General features: G+C 70.1%; 23 protein-coding genes and 1 pseudogene. 14 read left to right on the top strand and 10 right to left on the bottom strand.

Going from position 1 to position 23,227, the window contains the following annotated elements; all coding sequences use genetic code 11:
• Positions 1–226 precede the first annotated feature (226 nt).
• The 5 genes from ACWD12_RS40220 (at position 227) to ACWD12_RS40240 (ending at position 5,401) form a co-directional block, all read left to right on the top strand.
• Positions 227–856: a hypothetical protein gene (locus ACWD12_RS40220; RefSeq protein WP_450103821.1), complete on the top strand. Its 630-nt coding sequence runs from the start codon at positions 227–229 to the stop codon at positions 854–856.
• A gap of 484 nt (positions 857–1,340) precedes the next feature.
• Positions 1,341–1,556, top strand: a complete 216-nt coding sequence (locus ACWD12_RS40225; RefSeq protein ID WP_450103822.1) for a hypothetical protein — start codon at positions 1,341–1,343, stop codon at positions 1,554–1,556.
• Positions 1,557–2,182: 626 nt separating this feature from the next.
• A complete protein-coding gene (locus ACWD12_RS40230) occupies positions 2,183–3,700 on the top strand; it encodes an FAD-binding protein (protein ID WP_450103823.1) in 1,518 nt (505 codons plus the stop codon).
• 602 nt (positions 3,701–4,302) lie between these two features.
• Positions 4,303–4,500 carry a hypothetical protein gene (locus ACWD12_RS40235; protein ID WP_450103824.1) on the top strand — a complete coding sequence of 66 codons (198 nt, stop codon included), beginning with the start codon at positions 4,303–4,305 and terminating at the stop codon, positions 4,498–4,500.
• Between the two features lie 466 nt (positions 4,501–4,966).
• Positions 4,967–5,401 carry an ATP-binding protein gene (locus ACWD12_RS40240; RefSeq protein WP_450103825.1) on the top strand — a complete coding sequence of 145 codons (435 nt, stop codon included), beginning with the start codon at positions 4,967–4,969 and terminating at the stop codon, positions 5,399–5,401.
• Positions 5,402–5,744: 343 nt separating this feature from the next.
• On the opposite strand, the gene ACWD12_RS40245 is transcribed toward ACWD12_RS40240, so the two are convergent.
• Entirely contained in the window at positions 5,745–6,197 is a 453-nt protein-coding gene (locus tag ACWD12_RS40245; RefSeq protein WP_450103826.1) for an Asp23/Gls24 family envelope stress response protein, read from the bottom strand.
• Positions 6,198–6,445: 248 nt separating this feature from the next.
• On the opposite strand from ACWD12_RS40245, the gene ACWD12_RS40250 reads away from it, so the two are divergent.
• Positions 6,446–6,616, top strand: a complete 171-nt coding sequence (locus ACWD12_RS40250) for a hydrophobic protein (RefSeq protein WP_450103827.1) — start codon at positions 6,446–6,448, stop codon at positions 6,614–6,616.
• 390 nt (positions 6,617–7,006) lie between these two features.
• On the opposite strand, the gene ACWD12_RS40255 is transcribed toward ACWD12_RS40250, so the two are convergent.
• From ACWD12_RS40255 to ACWD12_RS40265, 3 genes are all read right to left on the bottom strand, one after another.
• On the bottom strand, positions 7,007–7,963 hold the full coding sequence (locus ACWD12_RS40255; protein ID WP_450103828.1) for a hypothetical protein: 957 nt from the start codon (positions 7,961–7,963) through the stop codon (positions 7,007–7,009).
• Between the two features lie 1,072 nt (positions 7,964–9,035).
• Positions 9,036–10,022, bottom strand: coding sequence for an FAD-dependent oxidoreductase (locus ACWD12_RS40260; RefSeq protein WP_450103829.1), 987 nt, complete (start codon positions 10,020–10,022; stop codon positions 9,036–9,038).
• A 451-nt stretch (positions 10,023–10,473) separates the two neighbouring features.
• Positions 10,474–11,502 (bottom strand): alcohol dehydrogenase catalytic domain-containing protein, encoded by a 1,029-nt coding sequence (locus ACWD12_RS40265; RefSeq protein ID WP_450103830.1) that lies wholly within the window; start codon positions 11,500–11,502, stop codon positions 10,474–10,476.
• Between the two features lie 91 nt (positions 11,503–11,593).
• Here ACWD12_RS40265 and ACWD12_RS40270 point away from each other — a divergent pair, with 91 nt between their 5' ends.
• The 3 genes from ACWD12_RS40270 (at position 11,594) to ACWD12_RS40280 (ending at position 13,916) form a co-directional block, all read left to right on the top strand.
• On the top strand, positions 11,594–12,082 hold the full coding sequence (locus ACWD12_RS40270; RefSeq protein WP_450103831.1) for an Lrp/AsnC family transcriptional regulator: 489 nt from the start codon (positions 11,594–11,596) through the stop codon (positions 12,080–12,082).
• Between the two features lie 632 nt (positions 12,083–12,714).
• Entirely contained in the window at positions 12,715–13,023 is a 309-nt protein-coding gene (locus ACWD12_RS40275; protein ID WP_450103832.1) for a transposase, read from the top strand.
• Positions 13,020–13,916, top strand: coding sequence for an IS3 family transposase (locus ACWD12_RS40280; protein WP_450103833.1), 897 nt, complete (start codon positions 13,020–13,022; stop codon positions 13,914–13,916). The genes ACWD12_RS40275 and ACWD12_RS40280 overlap by 4 nt, the downstream gene beginning before the upstream one ends.
• A gap of 290 nt (positions 13,917–14,206) precedes the next feature.
• Here ACWD12_RS40280 and ACWD12_RS40285 read toward each other — a convergent pair whose 3' ends face one another.
• From ACWD12_RS40285 to ACWD12_RS40295, 3 genes are all read right to left on the bottom strand, one after another.
• The gene (locus ACWD12_RS40285) at positions 14,207–15,154 is read right to left on the bottom strand and encodes an NADP-dependent oxidoreductase (RefSeq protein WP_450103834.1); all 948 of its coding nucleotides are present in this window, start codon (positions 15,152–15,154) and stop codon (positions 14,207–14,209) included.
• An 88-nt stretch (positions 15,155–15,242) separates the two neighbouring features.
• Entirely contained in the window at positions 15,243–16,067 is an 825-nt protein-coding gene (locus ACWD12_RS40290; RefSeq protein ID WP_450103835.1) for a glycosyltransferase, read from the bottom strand.
• A 50-nt stretch (positions 16,068–16,117) separates the two neighbouring features.
• Positions 16,118–17,047: a zinc-binding dehydrogenase gene (locus tag ACWD12_RS40295; RefSeq protein ID WP_450103836.1), complete on the bottom strand. Its 930-nt coding sequence runs from the start codon at positions 17,045–17,047 to the stop codon at positions 16,118–16,120.
• A gap of 98 nt (positions 17,048–17,145) precedes the next feature.
• Here ACWD12_RS40295 and ACWD12_RS40300 point away from each other — a divergent pair, with 98 nt between their 5' ends.
• Positions 17,146–17,844 (top strand): TetR/AcrR family transcriptional regulator, encoded by a 699-nt coding sequence (locus ACWD12_RS40300; RefSeq protein ID WP_450103837.1) that lies wholly within the window; start codon positions 17,146–17,148, stop codon positions 17,842–17,844.
• A gap of 466 nt (positions 17,845–18,310) precedes the next feature.
• Here the strand turns inward: ACWD12_RS40300 and ACWD12_RS40305 are convergent, their stop codons facing one another.
• The 3 genes from ACWD12_RS40305 to ACWD12_RS40315 form a co-directional block, all read right to left on the bottom strand.
• A complete protein-coding gene (locus ACWD12_RS40305) occupies positions 18,311–18,442 on the bottom strand; it encodes a hypothetical protein (RefSeq protein WP_450103838.1) in 132 nt (43 codons plus the stop codon).
• Between the two features lie 282 nt (positions 18,443–18,724).
• Positions 18,725–18,937: a hypothetical protein gene (locus tag ACWD12_RS40310; RefSeq protein WP_450103839.1), complete on the bottom strand. Its 213-nt coding sequence runs from the start codon at positions 18,935–18,937 to the stop codon at positions 18,725–18,727.
• 789 nt (positions 18,938–19,726) lie between these two features.
• Complete coding sequence (locus ACWD12_RS40315; protein ID WP_450103840.1) at positions 19,727–20,377, bottom strand: TetR/AcrR family transcriptional regulator; 651 nt, start codon at positions 20,375–20,377, stop codon at positions 19,727–19,729.
• Between the two features lie 86 nt (positions 20,378–20,463).
• Between ACWD12_RS40315 and ACWD12_RS40320 the strand changes: the two genes are divergently transcribed.
• From ACWD12_RS40320 to ACWD12_RS40335, 4 genes and pseudogenes are all read left to right on the top strand, one after another.
• Complete coding sequence (locus ACWD12_RS40320; protein ID WP_450103841.1) at positions 20,464–21,324, top strand: NmrA/HSCARG family protein; 861 nt, start codon at positions 20,464–20,466, stop codon at positions 21,322–21,324.
• Positions 21,321–21,716: an SgcJ/EcaC family oxidoreductase gene (locus ACWD12_RS40325; RefSeq protein ID WP_450103842.1), complete on the top strand. Its 396-nt coding sequence runs from the start codon at positions 21,321–21,323 to the stop codon at positions 21,714–21,716. The genes ACWD12_RS40320 and ACWD12_RS40325 overlap by 4 nt, the downstream gene beginning before the upstream one ends.
• 380 nt (positions 21,717–22,096) lie before the next feature.
• A pseudogene (locus ACWD12_RS40330) lies at positions 22,097–22,451 on the top strand (transposase); the annotation flags it as partial.
• A gap of 365 nt (positions 22,452–22,816) precedes the next feature.
• Positions 22,817–23,149 (top strand): RHS repeat-associated core domain-containing protein, encoded by a 333-nt coding sequence (locus tag ACWD12_RS40335; protein ID WP_450103843.1) that lies wholly within the window; start codon positions 22,817–22,819, stop codon positions 23,147–23,149.
• Positions 23,150–23,227: the final 78 nt, after the last annotated feature.

Consider the following 23,227-nt stretch of genomic DNA (forward strand, 5'->3'; position numbering starts at 1 on the left):
CTCCTTCTGCTCCTCTACCGGTCGGGCTCGCCCATGGGAACGTCGTGCGTGGGGGACGGGATCGCAGTGCGCATGAGTTGTGCGGGGACACCTGGATCAGCCGACGTGCGCGGTCCTCGATACCGCAGCGTACGCCGGAACGCTGCCGAGGCTAGGTTGGAGAGGCTCTACCACGAGCGAACTTCCTGCCGGTTGGGCAGCCGTTTCGGGGAAGCCGGGGGATGCGATGGATTTCGACGCGTTGGGTTTGCACGAGAAGTACCGCTGCTACTACCAGGGCTCGAAGGAGGCACTGAGCCTCCTGGAGAGGGATAGGCGGGGGATGCCGCTCGCCAAGCTCCTCGCGACGCGGGCCCGCACCGCCCTGGACATGCGTAGCTCGATCGATTACGCGGACGACAGCCGCGATTTCGCGGACGGCTATGCCGCGCTGGCGGGCATCGTTGCCGACTACGCGCGGCTGTGCGGTGAACTCCACGCCGATGTGACCCAGGCGGGACGGCCGGAGCCCCCGTGGCGCGTCGTCGAGCGTGGCCGCTTCGCGGTGCGTGCGCCGTCCGCCGTCCGGCGTCCGCAACCCTCGTACGCGCTTGAGGCCGCGCACGGCACTTGGTCCTTCTGGGTGTTTCTCTCCCCGAGCCGGACGCAGGAGGGCAGCACAGTTACTATCTCCGGCCCGATATCCGCCGGCGGCCCGACGGCGACTCAGGTGCAGTGGGGCCGCATCCTGCCCGAGTGGTGCGACCAACTCGGCTACGGGTTCGACGCCCTCGGTGTGAAAGTCCGCCTGCCGTGGACGGACGACTTGGCCAAGCCGGACACCGACGGCCCCCGACGAGATGATCACATTGCCTGAGGCAGCCCCGCTCGTTCTCGGGGGTCGGGAGTCAGCTGCCGGCCCGGGCGCGGTGGCGTCCCGGCCAGCCGTGCCGGCTGTCTTCGGGGCGGCGGGTGGTGTCGCGGTCCGGGCGTCGTAGGACCGCAGCCAGGGATTGGAGGGGCCCGGCTGTTGTCTTGCGCCGCCCGTTTCCGGGACCGCGACCAGGGGTCCGCCCGCCGTCCGGGCCGGCCATGCGCAGCACGCACGACCCGCGACCGGGTTCCCGACCTCCGGCAGCACCGGCGCCGCTTCGGCCAGAACACCGCACGCGGTCAGGCGACCCACCACCCGCTCCAGTGCGGCGACCGGGCCGAACACCAGCACCACCTCATCCGCCGCACCGACGTCGACCGGGTCCATGCCCCAGTCCAACGAGTGCTCCCCGATCGAGGTAGTGCCACGAATGGGCGTACGTCGACGAGAGGCGCGTCCCGCGGGGGGCGGCGTCGTTGACTCCGGTATGACCTTTCCCCCGCCACGTGACCGGCGCACCGAGCGCGCCCGTCGGCGTCGTCTGGCCGCCAGTGATCCGGAGACGCCGATCTTCAACGCGCTGGCCGCGGAGTGGTCCGCAGCCGACCGCGGCTTTCCCGGCCCGGTCCCGGCACCCCCACAGCTGCTGATCACCGACGGGGCCGCCCTGTTCGGCCGGAACCTGCCGTCCCACCCGGGCTGACGCTCAGCCCGGTTCGGAACTCCGTCGGATCGTCGTCCTCATCGTGGGCAGGCGAGCGTGCAGGAGCGCTGCTTGGCGGCGCAGGGACGCGACAGCGGCCTCGGCTTCCAGACGCGCGGCCACCGCCGACAATTCGTCCGCGTCCAGCTCCGGTGGGACCGTCTGACCGTTGCGTGTACCGCCGTCGGCGTGCATGTGCTCCACCGTGGTCCCCGTCGTGAGGGGTGGCAACGCAACCGCCACCCGCCGCCAGGGGGCACCGGCGCCTCGTCGCCCACCGCAAGAGCGCCGCAACCACACCGGGCTGCTCGGGATGCCGAGGGACCCCAACCGGCATACGTTTCCGGTTCGCCGCTCACGACAACCCCGCGACGTCCGTCGGGTAGTCCGCGGGAGGGAAACGGGTGCATTGTTCCCGGTCGAGGCCTCCGGTAGGTGGCGCACTCCTGCGCGCCTCGTCAACTGCGCGTGCGCAAACCGGCGAGTTACCGCGGCCGCGAAGCGCGAGGATCAGCCCGGCGAAATCGCCGACCCCGTCCGGGGCAATCCGAGGTGCTCCGCGCGTACCGCGCCCGACCCCGCCCGGGATCGCGCGGTCGGGGCGCGACACGAACAACGGAGTTGAGATGGACACTTCGATCAGCCGCGGGGTCTCCCGGCGCCGATTCCTGACCGCGACGGCCGCGACCGTCATCGTGGGATTCAACGCGGTCACCGGCAAGTGGGTGACGTCCGCGGAGGCGACCGAGGGCGCCTCGTTCAGTCCGGTCCCACGTCTGGACGGAACGCTGCTGACCGACGACACCACGCTCGCGGCCCACGCGACGGACGCCGGGAACATGTCGAACAGCACGCCCCGTGCGGTGCTCAACCCGGCGTCGGCGGGCGACGTGCAGGCGATGGTGCGCTACTGCGGACGCAACCGCATCCCGGTCGCGGCCAACACCGGCCGCAACAGCGTCTTCGGCCAGACCCTGACGCGCGCCGGACTGACCGTCAACATGAAGTCGTTGAACACCATCCACTCGATCTCGGCGGCGGGTGCGGACGTCGACGCCGGCGTCCTTTGGTACGACCTGATCGCGGCGGCCTTCCCGTACGGCCTGACGCCCGCGGCCATCACCGGCTACACGCGACTGGGAGTCGGGGGGACCCTCTCCATCGGCGGCCTCAACGCGGCGACCAGCAACCTCAGGGTCCCTCAGGCGGCCACGGTGCGGAAGCTCCAGGTGGTGACCGGAGCCGGAGACCTCGTCGAATGCTCGCGCACCCGGAACTCCGGACTGTTCAAGGCGATGTTGGCCGGGCAGGGCCAATGCGGGATCATCACCCGGGTCACCGTCGACCTGATCCCCGCGCGGCGGTTCGCGCGCGTGTACCGGTCGGCGCCGTACACCGATGTCGCGAGTTGTGTGAACGACCTCAGGGTCCTCGCGGCTCGCGGCGGACGCCCGGGTGAGTTCGACTTCGTGGCCAGCGCGAACATGCCGGGCGAAGCCACACCGCTGCCGCTGGGCCTGCTGGCGGTCGTCTTCTACGACGACCCGTCCGCGGTGCCGTCGACAGCGGCGCTGACCCGCGGCTGCTCACCCGTCACGCAGCAGGCCCAGTACGTCGACATGGGCTACCTCGACTACATCTACCTCGTCGATCAGCAGGTCGACGCCTGGCGAAGCACCTCAGGGTGGGACTCGCTGGTCAAGCCGTGGTTCAACGCGCTGATCCCGGACAATCGCGTCCTGGAGTTCGCCGAGTCCCTGTTCCCCGCACTCACCGCCGAGGACGTCAGCCCGACGACCTTCGTCGTCTTCAGTCCCACGCTGACCTCGAGCTTCACCGACGACTTCCCGCTGTTCAAGGCGCCGTCGACCAGCGGCGGACGCTGGGCGTGGCTCTGCGGCGTGCTCACCACCTCCGCCGCGCCCGGCCCGGCCCCGGAATTCGCCTCCCGGATGCTGGAACGAAACCACCGGTGGTGGCAGGACGTCGTCGCGCTCGGCGGGACACGCTACGTCGAAGACGCAATCCCCTTCACCAAGACCGACTGGGCCACCCATTACGGATCGGCCTACCCGCAGTTCGCGTCGTGGAAGCGGCAGTTCGACCCGTACAAGATCATGACGCCGGGCGCCGCCATCTTCTAGGAGCCTGCGTCAGCCGCTACGCCGCCGTCGGCCGCCGGAGCCGCGGCGGCAGGCGGCGTTGTTGCGGACCGTGCCGGACAGCCATGCCCCGGCGACGGGGTCGGCTTGGTGGCGCAGCCACACCCCCGACCGGGCCGGTGAAACGCCCTTGCCTACCGTCTGCGACGCGCGGTGCTGGTCGGTTCGGGGCCGATGACGCCCCACACACGGGGTGTACGCGGGAAGACCGCGGCCATCGCGGCCCGGTCCTCCGCGCGTTCGCGGTGCGCCGCGCCTCGCGTTGCAGCGCGAACAGCCCCTCGGTGGCCAGCTCGGGGTTGTCGCAGGTGAGCACCATGCAGACAAGGCCGTAGGCGTACCCAATTGCCAGCAGTCCGTCCGCCCCCAGGTCGTGCCGGTGCGCCTGAAGGTACGCGTACTCCTCCGCGGCCGCGGCGTGCATCCGATCAACGGGCTTGGTGGTGGATTCCATACCGGACCTAACGACCCAAGGGCGGTCGCAGGGTCGTCTCCGCGTGGAACAAGCGGCCTTCCGGGTGACGCGCCCAGGCACGCCGGTGCGGCGGTCGGTCCGCCCGGACCTCGGCCGCGATGCTGGCTACATGGACCTGCGCAAGGCCCCGGACGGGACGTACGAAGTGGTGCTCAACGGCGTCAAGGACGCCACCATGACACACCTGAGCAAGTTGGCGACCTCGTACGCTCGCGAGGCCCCGGCTCCGGTGGGCTACGAGACCGTAGTGGCCCGCGCCCTACGCGAGGCGGCTGACCGGCTGTTCGAGGGCGTGGAGAACGTATAGGGCCCGACAATCCGAGGCGATGTACGCGGCCTGCTCAGGTCGTTGACCGTTGACCCGGCGGGCTGGGAACGGCGCGGTCGGCCGGTGTGTCGAGGAGTCCTCGGGCCCGCTCCCGCGCGAGCCGCACCGGTCGGCCCGCGCCGTCCGGACCGACGAACCGCCCACCGCCCGGCTCGGTCGTCGCAGCGTCGGGCCGGCGCCTGGAACGGGGCCCGGGCCACCGGGCGGTGTGGCGTCCGTCGATCGTGACCACCGCTACCCGGAACCGGGCCGGCGATCCCGCCTGACAGCTGGGGCCCGGGTCGTCCACCGCGGCCGCGCACCTGCGCGTCGCTGTCCGCGCGTGGGCGGCTGCTGCCCCGAAGGGACTGCACCCCCGCACGTCTGGCTCCACGCTGCTGACGGTCCGACTGGATCCGGGCGGGTCGGGTAGACGCACCGCATGCAGCGCGGCAGGAGCGGGATCTTGGACATCCGGTTGGACGGCACGGTCCGTTCGGTCCGCGCGGCGCGCCGTAGGCTGCGGCGCTTCCTCGACGCGGTGCTGGCGGTTCCGATGGCGTGGGAGGCGGTGCTGGTGGCGTCCGAGCTGTTGTCCAACGCGAGCCGCCACACGCCCGGTCCGTGTCGGCTGACGGTCCGGGTGGACCCGGACCGCATCGAGATCGCCGTCCGCGACACAGCCCCCGACCGGTTGCCCGCTGCCGCGCATGCGTTCCCCGAGCGGCACGGTCTCGGCATCATCGCGCACGTGACCGGCAGCCCACCACGCGTCCGACGGGTCCCCGGCGGCGCCGTGACGCTGGCGTGCCACACTCCCGCGCATTCACGTGAGACTGCCGCGTGTCCGACGCGCTCCAGGTCACGGTCGACCCGGTCGGCCCGGCCCACTGCACGGTGACCGTGGCAGGGGAACTTGACCTGGCCACCGCTCCGCAGCTGCGCGCACCTACGTCACCAAGGCGATCACCCTCGACGACTTCACCCGAACCGCGCCCCGCCTAGTCGCGGCTGCCCGACTCCAGCACATGAGATTCGGGAAAGGCGGACCAGGTGGCGTCCCGCGGGCCCGTGTTCTCCGCCGCCACCGGCACGGCCATCGGCCGTAGCCACGCCGCCATTTCACGGACAGCCCCGGGGCACCTCGCCCTCGACGACCCGGACCGCTCCTTCGAGCGCCCTCGGCCGGCGACTGACCCAGCGCCGACGGGCGCGCCGTAGACTTCGTCATCGCCCCGTCGGGTTCATTCGATCCGACGGTCGGACTCGTCGTCGTCCTCGATGTGGATGTCGTCGACGGCGATGTTGACTTCAACGACTTCGAGAGCGGTCATGCGTTCGAGCGAGGTGACGACGTTCTCCCGTACGGCGGCAAGGAGTTCGGCGATGGGCACGCCGTAGTCGACGACGAGGGCCAGGTCCACGGCGCACTGCTTCTCGCCGACCTCGACGCTGACGCCCTGGGCGACGTTGGGCTTGCCGCCCGGTACCCGTTGGCGCACCGCGGCGAAGACGCGGCCCGCGCCGCTGCCCATCGCGTACACCCCGGTGATCTCCCGGGCGGCGATACCGGCGATCTTCGCGACGACGCCGTCCGCGATGGAAGTGCGTCCCCGGTGGGTCGCCGGCGCGGCCACCTCGGCGCCGCCTGACTTCTCCACCTGCGCTGGATTCGGTGGGGTCGTGGTGTCCGCCATGGTGGCACTTCCCTTCAGAGGTTCCGGTTGCTCGGTGCTGCACCTGCCCGTTCCGCTCGTCGCCACACCCGGACGCGGGTGCCTGCGGTGGTGTTGCCAGGACGGCGGCGGTGGCGGTTTGCCGTTGGGGGCGGATCGTGTGGTCTCCGGTGGCGAAGTGTCCGGCGGTGCGCAGGCCGTAGCCGCGGGAACTTTTTGGGAATGAGGGGATTCCGGCCGGGCAGACGTGGGCTCGGAGGTTGATAACTATGGTTCCCCTGATCGTCGTTCTGCTTCTCGCGTTGCTCTTGTTCGGCGCTGGTTTCGCGTTGAAGGCGTTGTGGTGGATCGCCGTTGTCGTCCTGGTGGTCTGGCTGCTCGGCTTCGTGATCCGGCCCGCGGGCCACGGCGGCCGCAAGGGCCGCTGGTACCGCTGGTAGGACCCGTTCGGTGGGTGTGGGGTGCGACCAAAGATCTTTGGTCGCACCCCACACCTATGCCGAGTCCTTCGAACTCGTGAACCGCGGAACCTCGGTCGAGCGGCCGGCCGGTCCGTCGGCGGCCCCGTCCCTCGGGTGAACGCAATCGGCAATCGTGTACGCACGCGCCCGTCCGGCCGACATCTGCTGCCGCGGCTCTGTCGTGGCGTCCCTACGGTCCGGTGGCGGCGGGTGGTTGGCGGGGACGATGGCGGTGACGACTTTCCCTTCCGGGAGGAGGCGCACGTTGGGGGTGCAAGCGAGGGCGCCATGCCCGCCGCCGACTGAAGCCCCGACCACCGCCGGTCGCCCCGGCCTCAGATATTGACAAACAGAAATGATCAGCACGGTTCAGTTCAGGTGTTTTGACCGTGAACGGCCCACGTCGCCGTCCTTGGTCGCCGAGATGTTCTCGATGAGGTACGGCACGGTGCCGCGCACCAGCCTGTTGACTGTCTCGGCCGCCGCGGCGCTGGCGCGTTTGAAGCCTTCAGGGTGTTTGACCACGGGGGCCAGCCCCGCCGCCGCGGCGGTCGCCAGGGCGACCGCGGACGCTGTCTCGGCGGGCTGCGATTTGCGCAGCGGTTCCTGGCTGCGAGACCGGGTCTGCAGGTCGGTGGTGAGGGTTGCGCCGTGTAGGACCGGCGGGCGCTGCAGTTGGCGCCTGCTGGCGATGGCGGCATCGGTCCGTCGGAGCCAGGCCTGGTACGCCTCCAAAGGGACGAACGTTTTGACGGCGTGTTCGAGCATGGCGCCGATGTCCTGCTCCGGCGGGAACAACGGCGCGTCGGAGGTGACCGTCTGCCTCAGGTTCTCGGAGTACCCGGCAAACGCGGCGTCCTTTTCTGAAGGCTCGGTCCAGCGGAAGAACGACGTCATGGCGGCGCGCCGCTCTTCGTCCGATACGTGAGCCCAACGCGCGTCCAGCTTCCGGGCGTTGGGTGGGCCGGCGAGGCCGAGGTAGCGCGTAAGCCGGGCGGCCTGGCCCAGGGAGAGCGCGTCTGCGTAGATGCGAAACGGTGCCCTGATGCCGGCCACCGCGGTGACGGCCTCGGGATAGGACTGGTTGGCACGCCACTGGTCGAGCGTCTGTAACTCGCTTTTGCTCTGAGCTGTGTCGATGACCATGAGCACGGGCGACTGGCCCTGGCGGGAAACCCACACCGCGGGCGCGTAGTGGTTGGCGAACGGCTGTCGCTGGGTGGTTTCCGCGACCCACCAGCGCTGCCCTCCATCGGCGAGGCCGATAGACACGCCGGGCCGCTCGGGGTCCACCCAGATCTGGCGGTGAACGGAGATGTCGCCCACGCGGATGCCCCCCGGTGTTTCCCGTCGGATTGACGTTCCGCGTCGGGGGCGTAGGCGGCGCGCTGGGAGAAGGTGTGGGGAGCGAACGGCAGCGGACCGTACATCACCGCGCCGTGCGCATAGTGCTCATCCAATCCCTGAGCCGACAGGTCGGGCACGAAGTTTCCCGCCACGCCCAATGCCTCCATGGGGACTCCCCGCCCATGCAAGTAGCTCACGATCCCCTGCGTCCGGACGCTGCAAGCCGCGACGATGTCGTGCCCGAGCGGCAGCGCAGCGATGTCGGCGAGGAGCATCCGGGCCTGCTGCGGCTCCAAGGCGTACACGGCACAGCTCCGTCCTGTCCGGGGGTGACCGCCCGCGCCGGCCTGGAAGCTCTGGTGGCCCGTGACGCGACCCGTCGCGCGGTCGGCCTGACGGCATTTCGTTGACAGGCTGGATGGCGAGTCAGCACCTTCTTGGCCCGCGCCCCAGAAGATCGACAGGTTCCGGTCGGCCGGTGCCGGCCGGTGATCGGGCCCCGATCGCCTGGCGCACCTGTTACCAGGAAGGCGAGATCGACCGGGCACTCGCGGGGCGATTGACGAACGTCCCCGCCACCTATTACGCGGCGCCCGACGGAAGCGTCCTCCTGCAGCGGTGCGAGACCGACGTCGCGCGTCGTGAAGTTCCGTCGGCCCCCGACGATGAGCACGGCCAGGACGTGCTCCAGTCGCTGCCGGCCCAGGCCCGTGGGGGCGCGGTGTACCGCTGCCTGGTCGCGGGTGATGCACGCCCGCAGCAGGTCCACGGACCGCCGCCCTGCGGCGTTCAGTTCTCGTCCGAACGGGTGGGCTGCGGCGAGGACGGGACCGCCGCTGGGAGGTGCGGGGCTTCACGCTCGGCGGCGGGGCGGGGGAGCCCCGCACGTCTTGGAGGTCAGCCGGTGCGGAGGAACCCGGCCCCGGTGTTACTGCCGCCAACCGTGGTGCTGAGGGCAGCTTGGTTCGCGTATTTGGTGCCCACGGAACCGTACTTGGTGGTCTCTTCAAAAGGTGTTCGCGTGCGTGGCCCCCGTATGCAGAGGGGGCCTTCATGCTGTCGCCCCGGTGGTGACCATGGCGGCGACGGCGGCGGCGCAGCCCGCGGCGAGAGTGAACCCGGCTCCTCCGTGCCCGTAGTTGTGGAGGACGCGTTCTCCTTGAGGCAGCGTCTCCTCGCCCAGGCGCACTCGGGGACGGAAGGGGCGCAGTCCCACGCGGTGTTCCAGTACATGGGCGTCCCGCAAGCGCGGTTCGACGGCGGCGCATCTGTTGACGATCTGCCGGGCGGTCGCGGCGTCGGGAATCATGTTGGCGTTGTCGGGGGTCTGGGAGCCGCCGAGGGTGGCGATGGGTCCGTGCGGATAGAAGTACGTGTGCTGTTCGGTGTCCGGGGTGTCATCGCAGAAGAACGTGTCGATGCCCGGGTTCCTCACGACGACGATCTGGCCCTTCACGGGCGTGACGAGGGGGTCGGGGGCGAGGGTGCGTGCACCGACGCCCGCGCAGTTGACCACGACCGGTGCTTCGCGAGCGGCTTCGGCGAGTGAGGTGTACGCGTGCTTGCGCAGACGGCCTCCTGCGTTCATGAGTCGGCGCTTGAGATATCCGAGGTAGGTCGGTGCGTCGATGACCGGGACGGTGAACTTCCACCCGCAGCGGTATCCGTCATGCAGTTCCTGGGGGTCACAGAACCGGGCGCCGACCATGTCGGCCCAGAACGGCATTTCGCGTGGCTCGCGGGATTCCTGGGTCCCTTCCACCAACCTCACGCCGGTGGAGCGCGTGGTTGAGGACAAACTCGTCAGTTCCACCAACGACACCGCTGCCCAGGTGCGGATCCTGGCCGAGGGCTCGACGAGGTGCGGATCCCATGCGGCGCCGGCCGCGGTGGAGTGGGCCCGCTCGGGCGGCACCGCGGCGTCGACCCTGACTGACAGGCCCGCCTCGGCCAGGCTCACCGCGGTGGAGAGGCCGACGACACCGGCACCCACCACCACAACGTCGACCGGTCGGCCCGACAACGTCGGCACTGTCACCCTCCAATGATCGAGTTGACACGCTGTTCCACTGCTCGAATGCGCTTCCACATGGCTCCCTCGTCAGGCCGGTGGAACGCCTTTGGACCTGGTTGGTTCCAGCACCCCCGCCGACGACTACCAGCGTTACGGCCCACGGGTATTCGCTGCCGTGCTCGGTACCCGCCCCGTCCTGCGCGCTGGTCCGGTACAGGTGATGACCGCCGACCGCGTCTAGGGCGCGTATGGTCGTGGTCAAGCGGCCGCCCGGGTGAGTTCGTTGATCCAGGGCATCGAGGCACGGAGCGGGAACTGACGAGGTGGCTTTCGGGGGCCTCGCCGTAGACGCCCCGCCATGCCTTCGGCTTGCTGATCAGTCATTCGACGGTGCTTCGCCTCCAAGTCGGCGATCTGCTCGGTACCGCGGTCGACCCAGGGGTGTGGCTGTTGTTCCTCACTACCTTCCGGACTCTCACGGACGGAGGGCGACTTTGAGGGCTTGGCGGGTGTCCATGGCGTGGTAGGCGGTGGCGACGTCGTCCAGCGGCATTTCGAGGGAGAGCACTGGTGAGGGGTCGAGGCGCCCGGCGAGGACGTCTGCGAGCAAGGGCTCGAGGTATCGGCGTGCCGGGGCGACGCCTGCGCGCAAGGTGATGTTGTGCCGGAACAGCCGGTAGAGGTCGACGTGTTCCACGCCGTTCGGGACGCCGACGGAGCCGATGGTGCCGCCGGGCCGCACGAGGTCGATCGCCAGGTCGAGGGCGGACTGGGTGCCGGCGCACTCGGCGACGCTGCATGCACCACCCTGCGTCTCGCCCCTGACGATCTCTGCGGTGGCCGGGTCGTCTGCGGCAAGGACGTCGGTCGCCCCCATGCGCCTGGCAAGATTGCCGCGTTCAACGCGGCGTCCGGCGAGGATGATCCGCCCCGCGCCGGCTCGGTGAGCGGCGAGGACGGCACACATTCCGACGGCGCCGTCTCCGATCACGACGACGGTCGATCCAGGCTGGGTACCGGCGAGGACGGCGGCGTGGGTGCCGGTGGCCATGACATCGGTCAGTGGCAGCAGTCGGGGCAGGAGACGGGGGTCGGTGTCCGCGCGTACCGGGAGGAGGGTAGCGTCGGCAAACGGCACGCGTACGGCCTCAGCTTGTCCCCCATCGTGGCGTCCGCCCCAGAATCCGCCGTCGGGGCATGACGTGAACAGGCCTTCGCGGCAGGGCCGGCAGGTGCCGTCCGCGAAGGCGAACGGTGCGATGACGAGGTCGCCGGGTCGGACGCGAGCGACGTCCGGGCCCGTCTCCTCGACGGTCCCGACCCACTCGTGACCCATGCGGTCACCAGGGGTGAAGGACTCTTGGCCGCGGAACGGCCACAGGTCGGACCCGCACACCGCCGCGAGGCGTACGCTCACGATGGCGTCGCCCGGCCGCTGGATCACCGGGTCGGGAACGTGGACCAGCCGGACGTGTCCGGCGCCTTCCAGCACGGTGGCTTTCATGGTTGATCACGGTAGGCTGCCGCCGCCCGTTCGCCCATGGCACTTCGACGGCGCTTCGGCATGATTCCCGTCGAACGGAAGGTGGTTGGGTATGAGCGGTAGCACAACGTCAGGGATAGACGCCATGGACCTCGCGATCATCCGCGAGCTGTCCCACAACTCCCGCATCACCCTCGCCGAGTTGGGGCGCCGGGTGGCCCTCAGCCGGCCCGCGGTCGCCGACCGCGTGCGGCGTCTGGAGGACAACGGCGTGATCACCGGATACGGCGCCCACCTCGACCTCCGCCGGTTGGGGCTGGGCCTGCGGGCACACGTGTCACTGCGTCCCCGGCATCGGTACACCCGCAACCCGAAGGGACTGCGGGAGCGACTGCTGACCCTGGGGAACGTGCTCTCCTGCAGCCACGTCACCGGCGCGAACTGTTACGAGCTGACTGTCGCGGTACGCGACGCGCACCACCTGGAACAGGTCATCGAACGCCTCGCGGAACTGGGCGACACCACCACGGGGGTCGTGCTGTCCGAACCCGTCCACCCGCACGACGTCGACGTCACAGCGTGGCTCGCGCACGACGTCTGAACCCGATCATCAAGAACCACCGGGCACGACGGCCCTGGGCCCTGAACATCGCCCCCTGACTTATGCCTGCGCCGTCGGCGCTCCGGTCGGCACCGCGGTTGTCCTGTCTCGTTGATGTTGCTTGGCGTGTGGGGTGTTGGCCTGGGTGGCTGCAGGTGTGGTGAGACGGTGGTCGTGCCTGGGCGATGGTGGTGCTGGGGGAGGTGCATGACCGGTTGCTTCCGCTGAGGGCCGGGCCGATGAGGGGTTCGGCGGGTTGTGTGAGATTTCCGCTGTCGTTTGAGACGGCCTCTACCTGCCGGTTATCGCCAGTCGAGCCCCACGTCGGCGAGCCTGTCGAGTTGGTGGGTGGTGAGTTTGGCCCTGCGATGGCGAAGGATTCGCGGACCCCGGCGTAGTCGCGTTGCCAGTCGAGCGGCCATGCGGGGTTCCAATCCGGGTCGATCACCGCGAGGGCCTGGGCGCGTTCGGGGTGGCCGGCGAGGGTGCTGTTCGCAGTCCTGTCTCGTTGTTGTGCTTGATGTGTGGGGTGTTGGCCTGGGGCTGCAGATGGGGCGAGACGGTGTGGGCTCGATGCGTTTTGGCGGACACCCTGACTGAGGGGCTGCGGCCTCTTGGGGAGGATGTCCATCATGGAGAGCATGGGGAAGAAGAAGCCTCGGCCTCGCCGCTCGTTCGCGTCGGAGTTCAAGGCCGAGATCGTGGCCTTGTGCCGGCAGGGCGACCGGTCGGTCGGCCAGGTCGCGAAGGACTTCGACCTGACCGAGACCGCGGCCCGCGAGTGGGTCAGGCAGGCCGAGGCCGACGCGGGCGAACGTGACGGCCTGACGTCGTCCGAGCGCGAGGAACTCGCGCGGCTGCGGCGGGAGAACACCCGTCTGCGGCAGGACGTGGATAACCTCAAGCGGGCTTCGGCCTTCTTCGCGAACGAGAGCCGGTGACGGTGCACCCGTTCATCGAGGCGGAGCAAGCCGCAGACCACAGCGCCAAACGCGCCTGTGAACCGCTCAAGGTCTCCCGTGCCGCCTACTACCACCGCCGCACCGCCGCCCCCGGCCCGCGCGCTGTCCGCGACACGGAGCTCACCGAGCGGACCTCAGCGCGCGGCAGCTACGGCGCGCCGCGCGTCCACGCGGTCCTGGTCCGCGGCGACGCCCGCGTCGGGCGGCGCCGCGTCGCCCGCCTGATGCGCCAGGCTGGACTCCAGGGCCGGCACCGCAGACGCGGGCATCGCACGACCGTCCCGGACCCGCACGCGACGACCCGCCCGGACCTGGTCCGGCGGGACTTCGCGCCGGGTCCGAGCTCGACCGGATCGACGCGGTGGTGCGGCGACATCACCTACCTGCGCACCGACGAGGGCTGGCTGTTCCTCGCGGTCGTCATCGACCTGGCCACCCGCAAGGTCGTCGGCTGGGCCGCCGCCGACCACCTGCGCACCGAACTGGTCGCCGACGCCCTGCGCGACGCCGTCCGCAGGCAGCGGCCGCCACGCGGGACGATCTTCCACGCCGACCGCGGCTGCCAGTACACCAGCCGTGAACTCACTTTTCTCGCCAGCGGGTTCGGCATCCGGTTGTCGGTGGGGCGGACCGGCGTCTGCTGGGACAACGCGGTCGCCGAGCCATTCTTCGCCACCCTCAAATCCGATCTCGACACCTGTCGGCCCTGGCCCAGCCGGGCCGCGGCTCACCGCGACGTCTTCGAGTACATCGAAGGCTGGTACAACATCCGCAGACTGCACAGCAGCCTCGGCTACCGCACACCCGTCGAATACGAAGCCGCTTTCCCGAGGATTCAAATGGTGGTGGCTGCCTGGGCGGGGCGTTCGTGAGTTGGGTTGGTGTGCTTGTGGCGCGGTTGGCTCGCTGAGATGTGCTTTCTGGTCCTACGTCTGGGTTGGGGGTCGCGGGTCGTTTGTTCGCTGTGTGCTTCGTGGTCCTGGGGGCTGCCTTGTGAGTCCTACAGTGCGGTCCGAGTGTGAACGCCCCGGAGTGCAAGGTCGGCTGGTGTTTGTCTGGTTCTGCGTGATGAACGCTCGGCGGTCGGCCGCTGCCGGCCGCGGCTGGCGTCGTGGCTGGGGCTCTACCGCTGCCGCCTGTTGTCGGGGGCCGCTGTCCCGGATCAGTCGAGCGGGGTGGCTGTCGCCTTGTGGGGGCGGGTTTGCTCGAATGCCAGGGTGACTTTGCCGTTGAGGTTGCCCTGGGCGAAGCGTTTGTGTGCGCTGTGGATGGTGTGTGGACCGAAGGTGGTGTCGATGCGGGGTTGTACGGCGCCGGTGTCGACCAGCCTTGCCAGTTCGCCCAGACCCGTGCCGTCCTCTGTGACCTGGTGGACTGTGGTGCGGATGCCTCGGTCGGAGAGGTCGGGTACGGGGCCGGCCTGAGTGGCGATGGAGGCGTAGCGTCCGCCGTCGGCCACCGCGTCGGTGACGAATGCACCGAACGTGTCCAGGACCGCGTGGTAGCTGTGGATTTCCAAGGTGGTTCGGTCCGTGGTCACCACGGACGCGCCGTGCTCGCGGGCGAATGCGACGTGCGCGTCGCGGGCGATGAGGGCGTCGACGTGTATGCCGCGCGAGACGGCGATCTGCAGAGCGAGCCCGCCGACCGCCCCCCCGGCGCCGGCGATGAGCAGTCGTTCGCCGGGTTGCATGGACAGCCAGGCCAGCGTCTGCAAGGCGCTCAGTCCGGGCAGCGGCAGGGTGGCCGCCTCGACGAGGCTGGTCGTCGTCGGCGCGGCCGCGAGAGCGTGAGCGGGAATGGCCACCAGTTCCGACCAGGTGCCTCGGCCGGTGTCGAGCTGGTGGGACATGGCAATGACCCGTTCGCCGGGTTGCCAGCCGGTTTCGCCGCCGTCGACCACGATGCCGGCGAGGTCCCAGCCGAGAGTCATCGGCAACGGGGGAGCCCCCTCGCCGATGGCGCCCTCGCGGGTCTTGTCGTCGACGGGGTTGATGCTTGTGGCGACGTTGCGGACCAGGACCTCCTCCGGGCCGGGAGCGGGTTCGGGGACCTCCCGTAGTCTCAGTACCTCCGGGCCGCCGAAGCGGTCGATCTGTACGGCGCGCATGCGCTGTCCTTCCTGGGGTCGTTGCCGGTGGCCGCCGCGTGGACGGTGTCGCTCACCTGGCGCGGAACGTCGGTCGGCCGGTTGGGGGTCAGCTGCTGCCGGTGCCGGCGGAGCAGGGGGTCCCCGTGTCGGCGCGCAGCTCGCTGATACGTCGGCGGTGGTGGTTGCCGGCGGCGGCGCGGCGCGCGGCGTAGTGCGGGGACGCGGTGGTCTGGCCGGGGTGCCGGTGGTAGCCGTACACCGGTGTCGCGCCGAGGTAGTAGCCGGGATAGTGCTCGGCGGCCATGAGCGCCAGGGCGGTGTCCTCTCCGGCGGGGAGTGCAGGCCAGCCGCCGAGTTGCCACAGGACACTGGTGCGCCACACCATGGCGCAGCCGTGGAACGGCATGAACCCGAGGCGCTGATAGGCCTCGTACACCGTGCCGCACTTCTGGACTCCGGTGTCCAGGTGATCGGGGAAATTCACGTGGTGCCGCTCGTGCAGGTCGACGGTCAGGCCCGCGGTCCACGAGCTGTCCGTGGCCTGGGCGGTGTGCAGCAGCAGGTCGAGTCCGCCGGGGAGCCACGTGTCGTCGGCGTCGAGGACCGCTGTCCATGGTGTCCGTACGTGGGACAGTGCCATGTTGCGTGCGGTGGAGGGCCCGGCCTGACGTCCGCTGGCGAGCAGGCGGAGGCCCGGGACCATTGCGCGGCACCCGGCGGCAACGATCGCGGAGACCTCCGGGGGTACACGGTCCCCGTCATAGCAGACGATCCAGTCGACGGCGGTGGCTTGGGCTGCCAGTGACGCGGCGGCGGTGGGCAGGAAGCGCACGGCCTCCCGGTGGACGGCGGTGATCACGGAGAGGGGCGTCGGCCAGTCGTCGCTCGGACGCGGGTCGGCGGGGTGTACCTCTCGGGGAGCGTCGGGCAAGGAGGTTCCCTTGGTTCGTGTGCGTGCGGGAGTCGGCGGCCGGGGGTGAGTCAGGTCACGTCGAGGACGGCCTTGCCGTGGAGGCGGCGTGTGCGCAGGGCGTCGAAGGCGTCGTCGGCGTTGTCCCAGGAACCGCGCCACGCGATGCCGGGGTCGAGCGTCCCGTCCGCCACGGCGGCGGCCAGCCGGGTCAGGTCGGGAGCCAGGTTGTCGCAGGCGAGCAGGTAGAAGGTGGCCAGCGTGCGGTTGTGGCGCCCTTGGTTGCCCATGAGTGCGCCGGCCGGGAAAGTTGTGTCGTCCGGGGCGGCGTGGCCGACTGCCACCAGCGTGCCGTGTTGCGCGAGCCGGGCGTAGGCATCGACGAGATGTGTGCCGCCGACCAACTCCACGACGCCGTCCACCGGTTCGTCGACTTCGTGCGGTGCGGTGATCACCTCGTGGGCGCCGAGACGCCGCAGGGCCTCGCCGTGGGCCTGCGGATCGCCGGTGGCGGCGAGCACGTGCGCCCCGCGTTGGCGGCCGATTTGCACCGCGTACCGGCCGACCCCGCCGGTGGCCCCGCTCACCAGGATGCGCTTGCCGGCCAGGGGGCCGATGCGGTCCAGTGCGCGCAGCGCGCTTGCTCCCGCGACCGGGATGGTGGCGATGGCTCCGAGATCGGCGCGTTTCGGGACGACGCCGATCAACGCCGTGTCCACGGCGCGTAGTTCCGCCCACGCGCCACCGTCGGCAAGCGTGACCACCGGCGTTCCCGCCGCGGGACCGGATCCGTCCGCGGCGGCGCGCTCCACCACGCCGGCGGCGTCCCAGCCGGGGACCGCTCCGTCCGGCTGCCCTGCCACCACGTACTTGACCTCGCCGTAGTTGAGTGAGGTCGCCGATACCCGGACCAGTGCCTGGTGTGCGGCGGGTTCGGGGTCTCGGACTCGGGCTAGGCGCAGTCTCGAGGTGGTGGAACGGTCGACGACCAGAGCACGCATCGGCGTGGCTCCCTTCGGAAGGCGGGGACGGCCGACACACCATAACGCCGCTCAGTGGCAAAAACCTACGAGAGGCGTTATCGGGATACACTGAGGCCATGACCCCTGCCGCCCTGCCCTTGCCCAGCTCGACCGACGGACTTCCCCTGCGTGAACGCAAGAAGCTGCGCACCCGCCAGGCTCTGGTCGACGCGGCACTGGAGCTCTTCACCGAACGCGGCTTCGACGCCGTGACGTTGGACGAACTCTGCGACGCCGTCGACGTCTCCAAGCGCACCTTCTTCCGGACCTTCGGCAGCAAGGAAGACGTCGCGATGACGCCCACCCAGGACCTGTGGGCTGCCTTCCTCGACGAACTGGAGGTCTGTGACCCGGCGGGAGGAACAGTGCTGGCCATGCTGGAGCGGGCCGTCCTCGCCGCCCTGGATCAGATGCCCGCCGACGGGTGGACCCAGCGGGTCGTGCTCAGCCGCCGCCTCATGGAGCAGACTCCGTCCATGGCCGCACACGGCCTGCACTTTTGCGAGCGCACCACCCAGAGCGCCCTCGCCACCCTCCGACGCCGCATCGATGTCCCCCCGGGGCACGAGCTACAACTCCGGCTCGCCCTGGACATCCTGGTCGCCGCGTTCCACCGCGCGCTCGACGCCTGGACCGGAACCGCCGCACGGCCACGCCGTCGCACACACCCCACCACCCCGGCACTCGGGGCGCTTGCCGGGCACCTGCGCACCGCGATTGCGGCAGTGCCCAGCACCCTGGCATGGTCTCCCCGGCTGGGGACCCTCCGAGACTGAGCCCTTCGCTCCGACGCCGGTCGCAGTGTCGGCGCGTTCAGGCCTGTGAGGTAGGCCAGGTGCGGCACGCCAACCTTGCGGGCGCCTGACGCGCTCCACCCGCTGGGCGCCTGGAGCCGGCGATCGGCGATGGGCATGCGAAACGGGTGCCGACGCGGCACAAAGAGCAGAAAAGCAACGGCGGCCACCGCGTTGATATCGCGGGGCAGGTTCATGGCGAAGCCGTGTAGCGGGACAGGCCGGTCTGCCGATGTCCGCCTGCTCCGAGAATGGGCAGGCCGTGGACAGGGGGCCGCCCCAAGGGCCCGGCCCGCGACGGTGCGGACGTAACCTCGAATGCGCCTGGTGCTGTGTGTCGTCTGCTTCGTCGGTCGTGACCAGGGTCTGCCCGCCGCCCGCCGCCCGCCGCCCGATGCGGTCATGAGTCGCACGCATAACCCGTGGACCGGATGGTTGGTGTCGGGCATCACCGGGCCGGGTCGGCCAGGCCGCCGCTCTCGGTCAGTCGCCCTACCACCTGCTCGAGCGTGACAACCGGACCGCACACCGGCACGGCCTCATCCGCGGCGCCGTCGACCGGGTCCATGCCCCAGCCCAACGAGCGACTCCCCGGCCGGGGTTCCGCCACGAACGGGCGTACCGGGGCCGACAACGCAACTGCCACCCGGGTCGCCGACCGCGTCGACGCCGTCCGCCAGCGGCCGCGGCCCTGCGAACGCCTCAACCAGGATCCCCAGCAGCCCGGGCCGGCCTGCGTTGCGCGGGTGCCGGTACCCCGCCAGCCACTTCAGGTTCGCCGCGAACGCCGCCCCCGGCGGCTCCAGGCGCCGACAGGCAAAGCCGACCTGCGCGCATGCCTCCGTCATCGCCTCCGCTGCGATCAGTGCACGTTCGCCGCCAGCCCGGTCGACACGGCGCGCCCCGCGAAGCCGAACACGTCCCGCGACAGCCCCGGCCCGTCCGCGTACCGGGCGAACACCTGCGGTACCCACGGCCGCACCCGACCCGAGCCGTCGCGCCGCACCGGCCGCACCGGCCGCACCGGCCGCCCGGCCATGCCCACGTCCCGCGGGTCGCGATCGAGCACCGTCAATTGGGTCCGCATTCGCGTTCGACCCGCACGCGACATGCCGGCCGGTGGTCGCCGACCACCACAGCCTCGGACCCCAACGACGCCCCGGCACGACCGGGAACGCCGAGACCGGGTCCAGGTCCTCGAACGCCACCGCCCACGCCGCGTCCGCCCACCGCTGCCGCGCCACCTGCCCGCCCCCCCCGGGTCGACGAACCCCGCCTCGAACTCCGCCTCGAACCCCGCCTCGAACTGGGCCCTCGTAGCCTCGGCCTCCGCGCCATCGCCCTCACCGATCACGCGCGTCACCCAAACCGGGCCCCGCTCACGACGGACCCGATTCGTCGTTCCGTTCCCACCGTGCCCGACGGTGGGGGAGAGCCGGCTCACGCCGAGCTTCTGCGAGCCGGTCGCACGCCGCCTGTCATCCCCACCCGTCGGCACGCCGTCGTTCGCGCGTTCCGCCGCTGTCACTCCTCCGCTCGGCCGTGAGCGTGTCGGCCAGTTCTCCGGCGGTCAGCCCGGCCCACCGGGTCACGTCCTCGACCGCAGCCCCGGCGTTCAGGGCGACGACAGCGGTCCGCCACCGGGCGTGGTTGAGGTGGCTCTGTCGACGACTTGCGGTTCTGGCTCAACTTCTGCGATGCGACGCATCCCCCCGGCGCACAGCGGTCGATGAACGAGGGAAACACCAGGTCGGCGGCCTGCACCGACGCGGTTGCCGGGCGAAGGACCCGACCCCGCGGAAGTTGAGCCAAAACCGGTTCTCGTGGGCGAAGCCGTATCTGCGTCATGGACACAGGTGAAGGCTCATGTGCCGGTCTCCCGGTTCCACATGGCCTCATAACCGCGTGGGTCGGGCGGAGGGGCCGGGAGCGCCTCGGTGTGGTGGGACCGCAGGCCGTCCAGGGCGATTCTCAGAAGCCGGAGTCGGATGTGCTCCTCGTCCTGCGGGGTCGGCGCCGGTGCGGGTTGGCTGAATCGTCCGATAAGCAGAGCGATGTCCATGGCGGTCACATCGCCGCGCAGGACTCCCGATGTGTGTGCGCGGACGACAAGTGCGCCGGTGGCGCCCTGGGCCCGGTCGGCGGCTTCCTGCATGCGGGAGGTGATCTCGACGGCGCCGGCCAACGGGGCCAGGGCACCGAATCCGAACCTGACGCACTCGGTGATGTAGTGCATCAGGCCCTGCCACGGGTCGTCCATCCCGAGCCCGGTCTGTGCCGCGCGGGCAAGCCGTTCGAGGGCGTCGGCGCACAGCCGTTGGAGGAGTTCCTCCTTGGTGCGGTACCGGCGGTACAGGCTGCCCATGCCGACCCCGGCGCGCTCGGCCACCGCCGCCACCGGCGCGTCGAACCCTTGGGTGACGAACACCTCGCGGGCCGCTTCCAGGAGCGCCTGGTCGTTGCGCGCTGCGCGGGCTTGCGGGCCGCGTTTGCGCGGTACGGGGGCGTCGGACATGGCCTCAGGATACGCCTTGCGGAGCGATTCGCTCCGGGTTAGCTTATTCGGAGCAATCCACTCCGAATCAGCGAGAGGGCTTCGCCATGCCTGCACACGAACCCGTCCTCGTCATCGGCGCCACCGGCAACCAAGGCGGCGCCACCGCACGCGAACTACTCGCCCGCGGCCGACGAGTCCGGGCCTTGGTACGTGATCCCGACCAGCCCGCCGCCCAGGACCTGCGGCGCCACGGAGCGGCACTCGTCCAAGGCGACCTCGACGACGCCGCGTCACTCCACACGGCGATGGAAGGTGTCCGAGGGGTATTCAGCGTTCAAGCACTGGCGTACGAGCCGCACACCCTGGCCGCCGAAGTCCGCCAAGGCAAGACCGTGGCGGACATCGCCGCCGAGCTGCGCGTCGCACACCTGGTGTACAGCTCCGTCGACGGAGCGGAACGCGGCACCGGCATCGACCATTTCGAAAGCAAGGCCGAGATCGAACGCCACATCCAGGCCCTCGGCCTGCCCGCCACCATCCTGCGCCCGGTGTTCTTCATGAACAACCTGCTCCACTACGCGAAGACGGACGGCGAGCGCGTCTTGTCGCTGCCGGTCGACCCCGTCCGGCTCATGCAGTTCATCGCCACCGACGACATCGGCGTGTTCGCCGCCGACGCATTCGACGACCCGGACCGGTTCGTCGGCCACGCGCTCGCGCTCGCCGGCGACGAACTGACGTTCCCCCAGGTCGCCGAAACCTACCAGCGCATCACCGGCGTGCCCACCCGCCTGGAAGCCCTCCCGATCAAGGAGCGCATGTTCGAGTGGTTCGCCGAAGAGGGCTACCGGGCCGACATCCCCGCTCTGCGCCGCCAACATCCGGACATGCTGACGTTCGAACAGTTCCTGGCCCAGCGCCTTACGCCCGCCAAGGCACGCGAACACCAGGGGGCCGACGCGTGAACCAGCCCGAGCAACCCTTCCCCGTCGAACGCGTCGACGCCGAGCAACCGGCCGCGATTCGAAGGCTGGTCGCCGACGCCGAACTCCGCCAGCACGACCTCGAACCGTTCTTCGACCTGCACACCAACGATGTTGTCATGGTCAACGTCGCCGGACGGCGGGTCCTGGGCAAGGCCGACCTACGGCACGTCAGAGCAGCGGCTTTGGCCTCACCCCTGGCGCAGGTACGCACCCGACCGGAAATCGTCGACATTCGTGCTGTGCACCCGGGGAGCGCGATCGTGAGCTGCATCAAGCACGTTTCAGACGAACGGGATCCCGGCGCGCGAGGCTCCGACAGCACGCGCCTGCCCACCACCGCAAGCCACCTACCTCGTGGTGCGCACCGGTAACGGCGACTGGCGCATCGCACTGGCGCAGACAACGCCCGTCGCCACCGCCTGATCCCATCCGCGGTGTGCGGCAACGAATGTCCGCAGAACCCCATCGCCGCACTTCGGCGTCACCAGGACGCGGAACGAGCGCACCCTCCGCAGCTCCGCGGAGGCGGTCCATCCAGTGCGCATCGCCCATCTACGCCGAATCCGTAGATGACGATGCGCTGTCGGATCCGGGGCGAAGCGGCGTCGGCCGGATACCGCACCTTCGGACGCCTCAAACCCTGGTGTTCTTCAGATTCCGCTTTGTGGCTCAACTTCTGTGGGATCGGGTCCTTCGCCCGGCAACGGGTCGGTGCAGGCCGCTGACCTGGTAGACCGGGCTGCGGGCGGTGGTCGCGGCCCGAGGTGGCGATGTGACCGGGGTGATCTTCCACAGCGACAGGGCACGCCCAATACACGTCGGCCGCCTTCGCCGAGGTCTGTCGCGCCCACGGCATACGCCGGTCGATGGGCTGTGTCGGGTCGAGCTACGACAATGCGCTCGCGGAGTCGTTCTTCGCCACGCTCAAGCGTGAACCCCTCCACGGAATCCGCTGGTTGGTCAAGACCCAGGCGCGACTCGCGGTTTTCGCCTGGCTGTCCTGGTACAACCAGAGCCGCCGACACTCCGCACTCGGCTATCTCAGCCCCGTCGACTTCGAACGGCAACACCACGGCCAGGTCGACAGCCTGAACCTGGTCGCTTAGTACGCGAGTATCCGCAAATTGGGGCAAAGCCCGGCACTTACATCTATGACAACGCTGGCAACACCAAAACCCGCCCCATCCCCGGCGGCACCCAGAACCTCACCTGGGACCCCGAAGGCCGCCTCGCCTCCAACGCCACCACCACCGGCAGCCTCACCAAAACCGAGACCTACCTCTACGACGCCGACGGCAACCGCATCCTGCGCCGCGGCCCCGACAAAAACACCCTCAACCTCGGCAGCACCGAACTGACCCTCACCCTCGCCAGCCAGAAGGTCACCGGAACCCGCTACTACGCCGGCCCCGCAGGGACGCCAACCGTCGTTCGTGCCGTCGACGCAACCGGCGCCACTAAGTTCTCCTTCCTGGCCAGCGACCACCACGGCACTGCCACCACCACCCTCGACGCCGCCACCCTCGCCGTCACCCGCCGCGCCCAAAAGCCCTACGGCGAAGACCGCGGCACCCAGCCCACCACCTGGCCGGACGACAAGGGCTTCCTCGGCAAACCCGAGGATTCCACCGGCCTCACCCACATCGGCGCGCGTGAGTACGATGCTGGACTCGGCCGCTTCATCAGCGTCGACCCCGTCATGCAACTCAGCGACCCTCAGCAAATGAACGGGTACGCGTACGCCAACGGCAACCCAGTGACGCTGAGCGACCCGACCGGCCTAAGGTCTTGTCTCACGTGGTGATTTTGGTGAGTTTCTTGTAGCAGGTCAGGGCTGCGGCGAGGCCGAGGAACGCGAGGAAGTGGCTGGCTTTGCGTTCGT

The sequence above is a fragment of the Streptodolium elevatio genome (assembly GCF_053592165.1).

Bases quoted from the DNA above. Each gene is read 5' to 3' on its own strand.
- ACWD12_RS40220 (WP_450103821.1), top strand. From the start codon at position 227: ATGGATTTCGACGCGTTGGGTTTGCACGAGAAGTACCGCTGCTACTAC.
- ACWD12_RS40225 (WP_450103822.1), top strand. From the start codon at position 1,341: ATGACCTTTCCCCCGCCACGTGACCGGCGCACCGAGCGCGCCCGTCGG.
- ACWD12_RS40230 (WP_450103823.1), top strand. From the start codon at position 2,183: ATGGACACTTCGATCAGCCGCGGGGTCTCCCGGCGCCGATTCCTGACC.
- ACWD12_RS40235 (WP_450103824.1), top strand. From the start codon at position 4,303: ATGGACCTGCGCAAGGCCCCGGACGGGACGTACGAAGTGGTGCTCAAC.
- ACWD12_RS40245 (WP_450103826.1), bottom strand. From the start codon at position 6,197: ATGGCGGACACCACGACCCCACCGAATCCAGCGCAGGTGGAGAAGTCA.
- ACWD12_RS40250 (WP_450103827.1), top strand. From the start codon at position 6,446: ATGGTTCCCCTGATCGTCGTTCTGCTTCTCGCGTTGCTCTTGTTCGGC.
- ACWD12_RS40265 (WP_450103830.1), bottom strand. From the start codon at position 11,502: ATGAAAGCCACCGTGCTGGAAGGCGCCGGACACGTCCGGCTGGTCCAC.
- ACWD12_RS40270 (WP_450103831.1), top strand. From the start codon at position 11,594: ATGAGCGGTAGCACAACGTCAGGGATAGACGCCATGGACCTCGCGATC.
- ACWD12_RS40275 (WP_450103832.1), top strand. From the start codon at position 12,715: ATGGAGAGCATGGGGAAGAAGAAGCCTCGGCCTCGCCGCTCGTTCGCG.
- ACWD12_RS40285 (WP_450103834.1), bottom strand. From the start codon at position 15,154: ATGCGCGCCGTACAGATCGACCGCTTCGGCGGCCCGGAGGTACTGAGA.
- ACWD12_RS40295 (WP_450103836.1), bottom strand. From the start codon at position 17,047: ATGCGTGCTCTGGTCGTCGACCGTTCCACCACCTCGAGACTGCGCCTA.
- ACWD12_RS40300 (WP_450103837.1), top strand. From the start codon at position 17,146: ATGACCCCTGCCGCCCTGCCCTTGCCCAGCTCGACCGACGGACTTCCC.
- ACWD12_RS40315 (WP_450103840.1), bottom strand. From the start codon at position 20,377: ATGTCCGACGCCCCCGTACCGCGCAAACGCGGCCCGCAAGCCCGCGCA.
- ACWD12_RS40320 (WP_450103841.1), top strand. From the start codon at position 20,464: ATGCCTGCACACGAACCCGTCCTCGTCATCGGCGCCACCGGCAACCAA.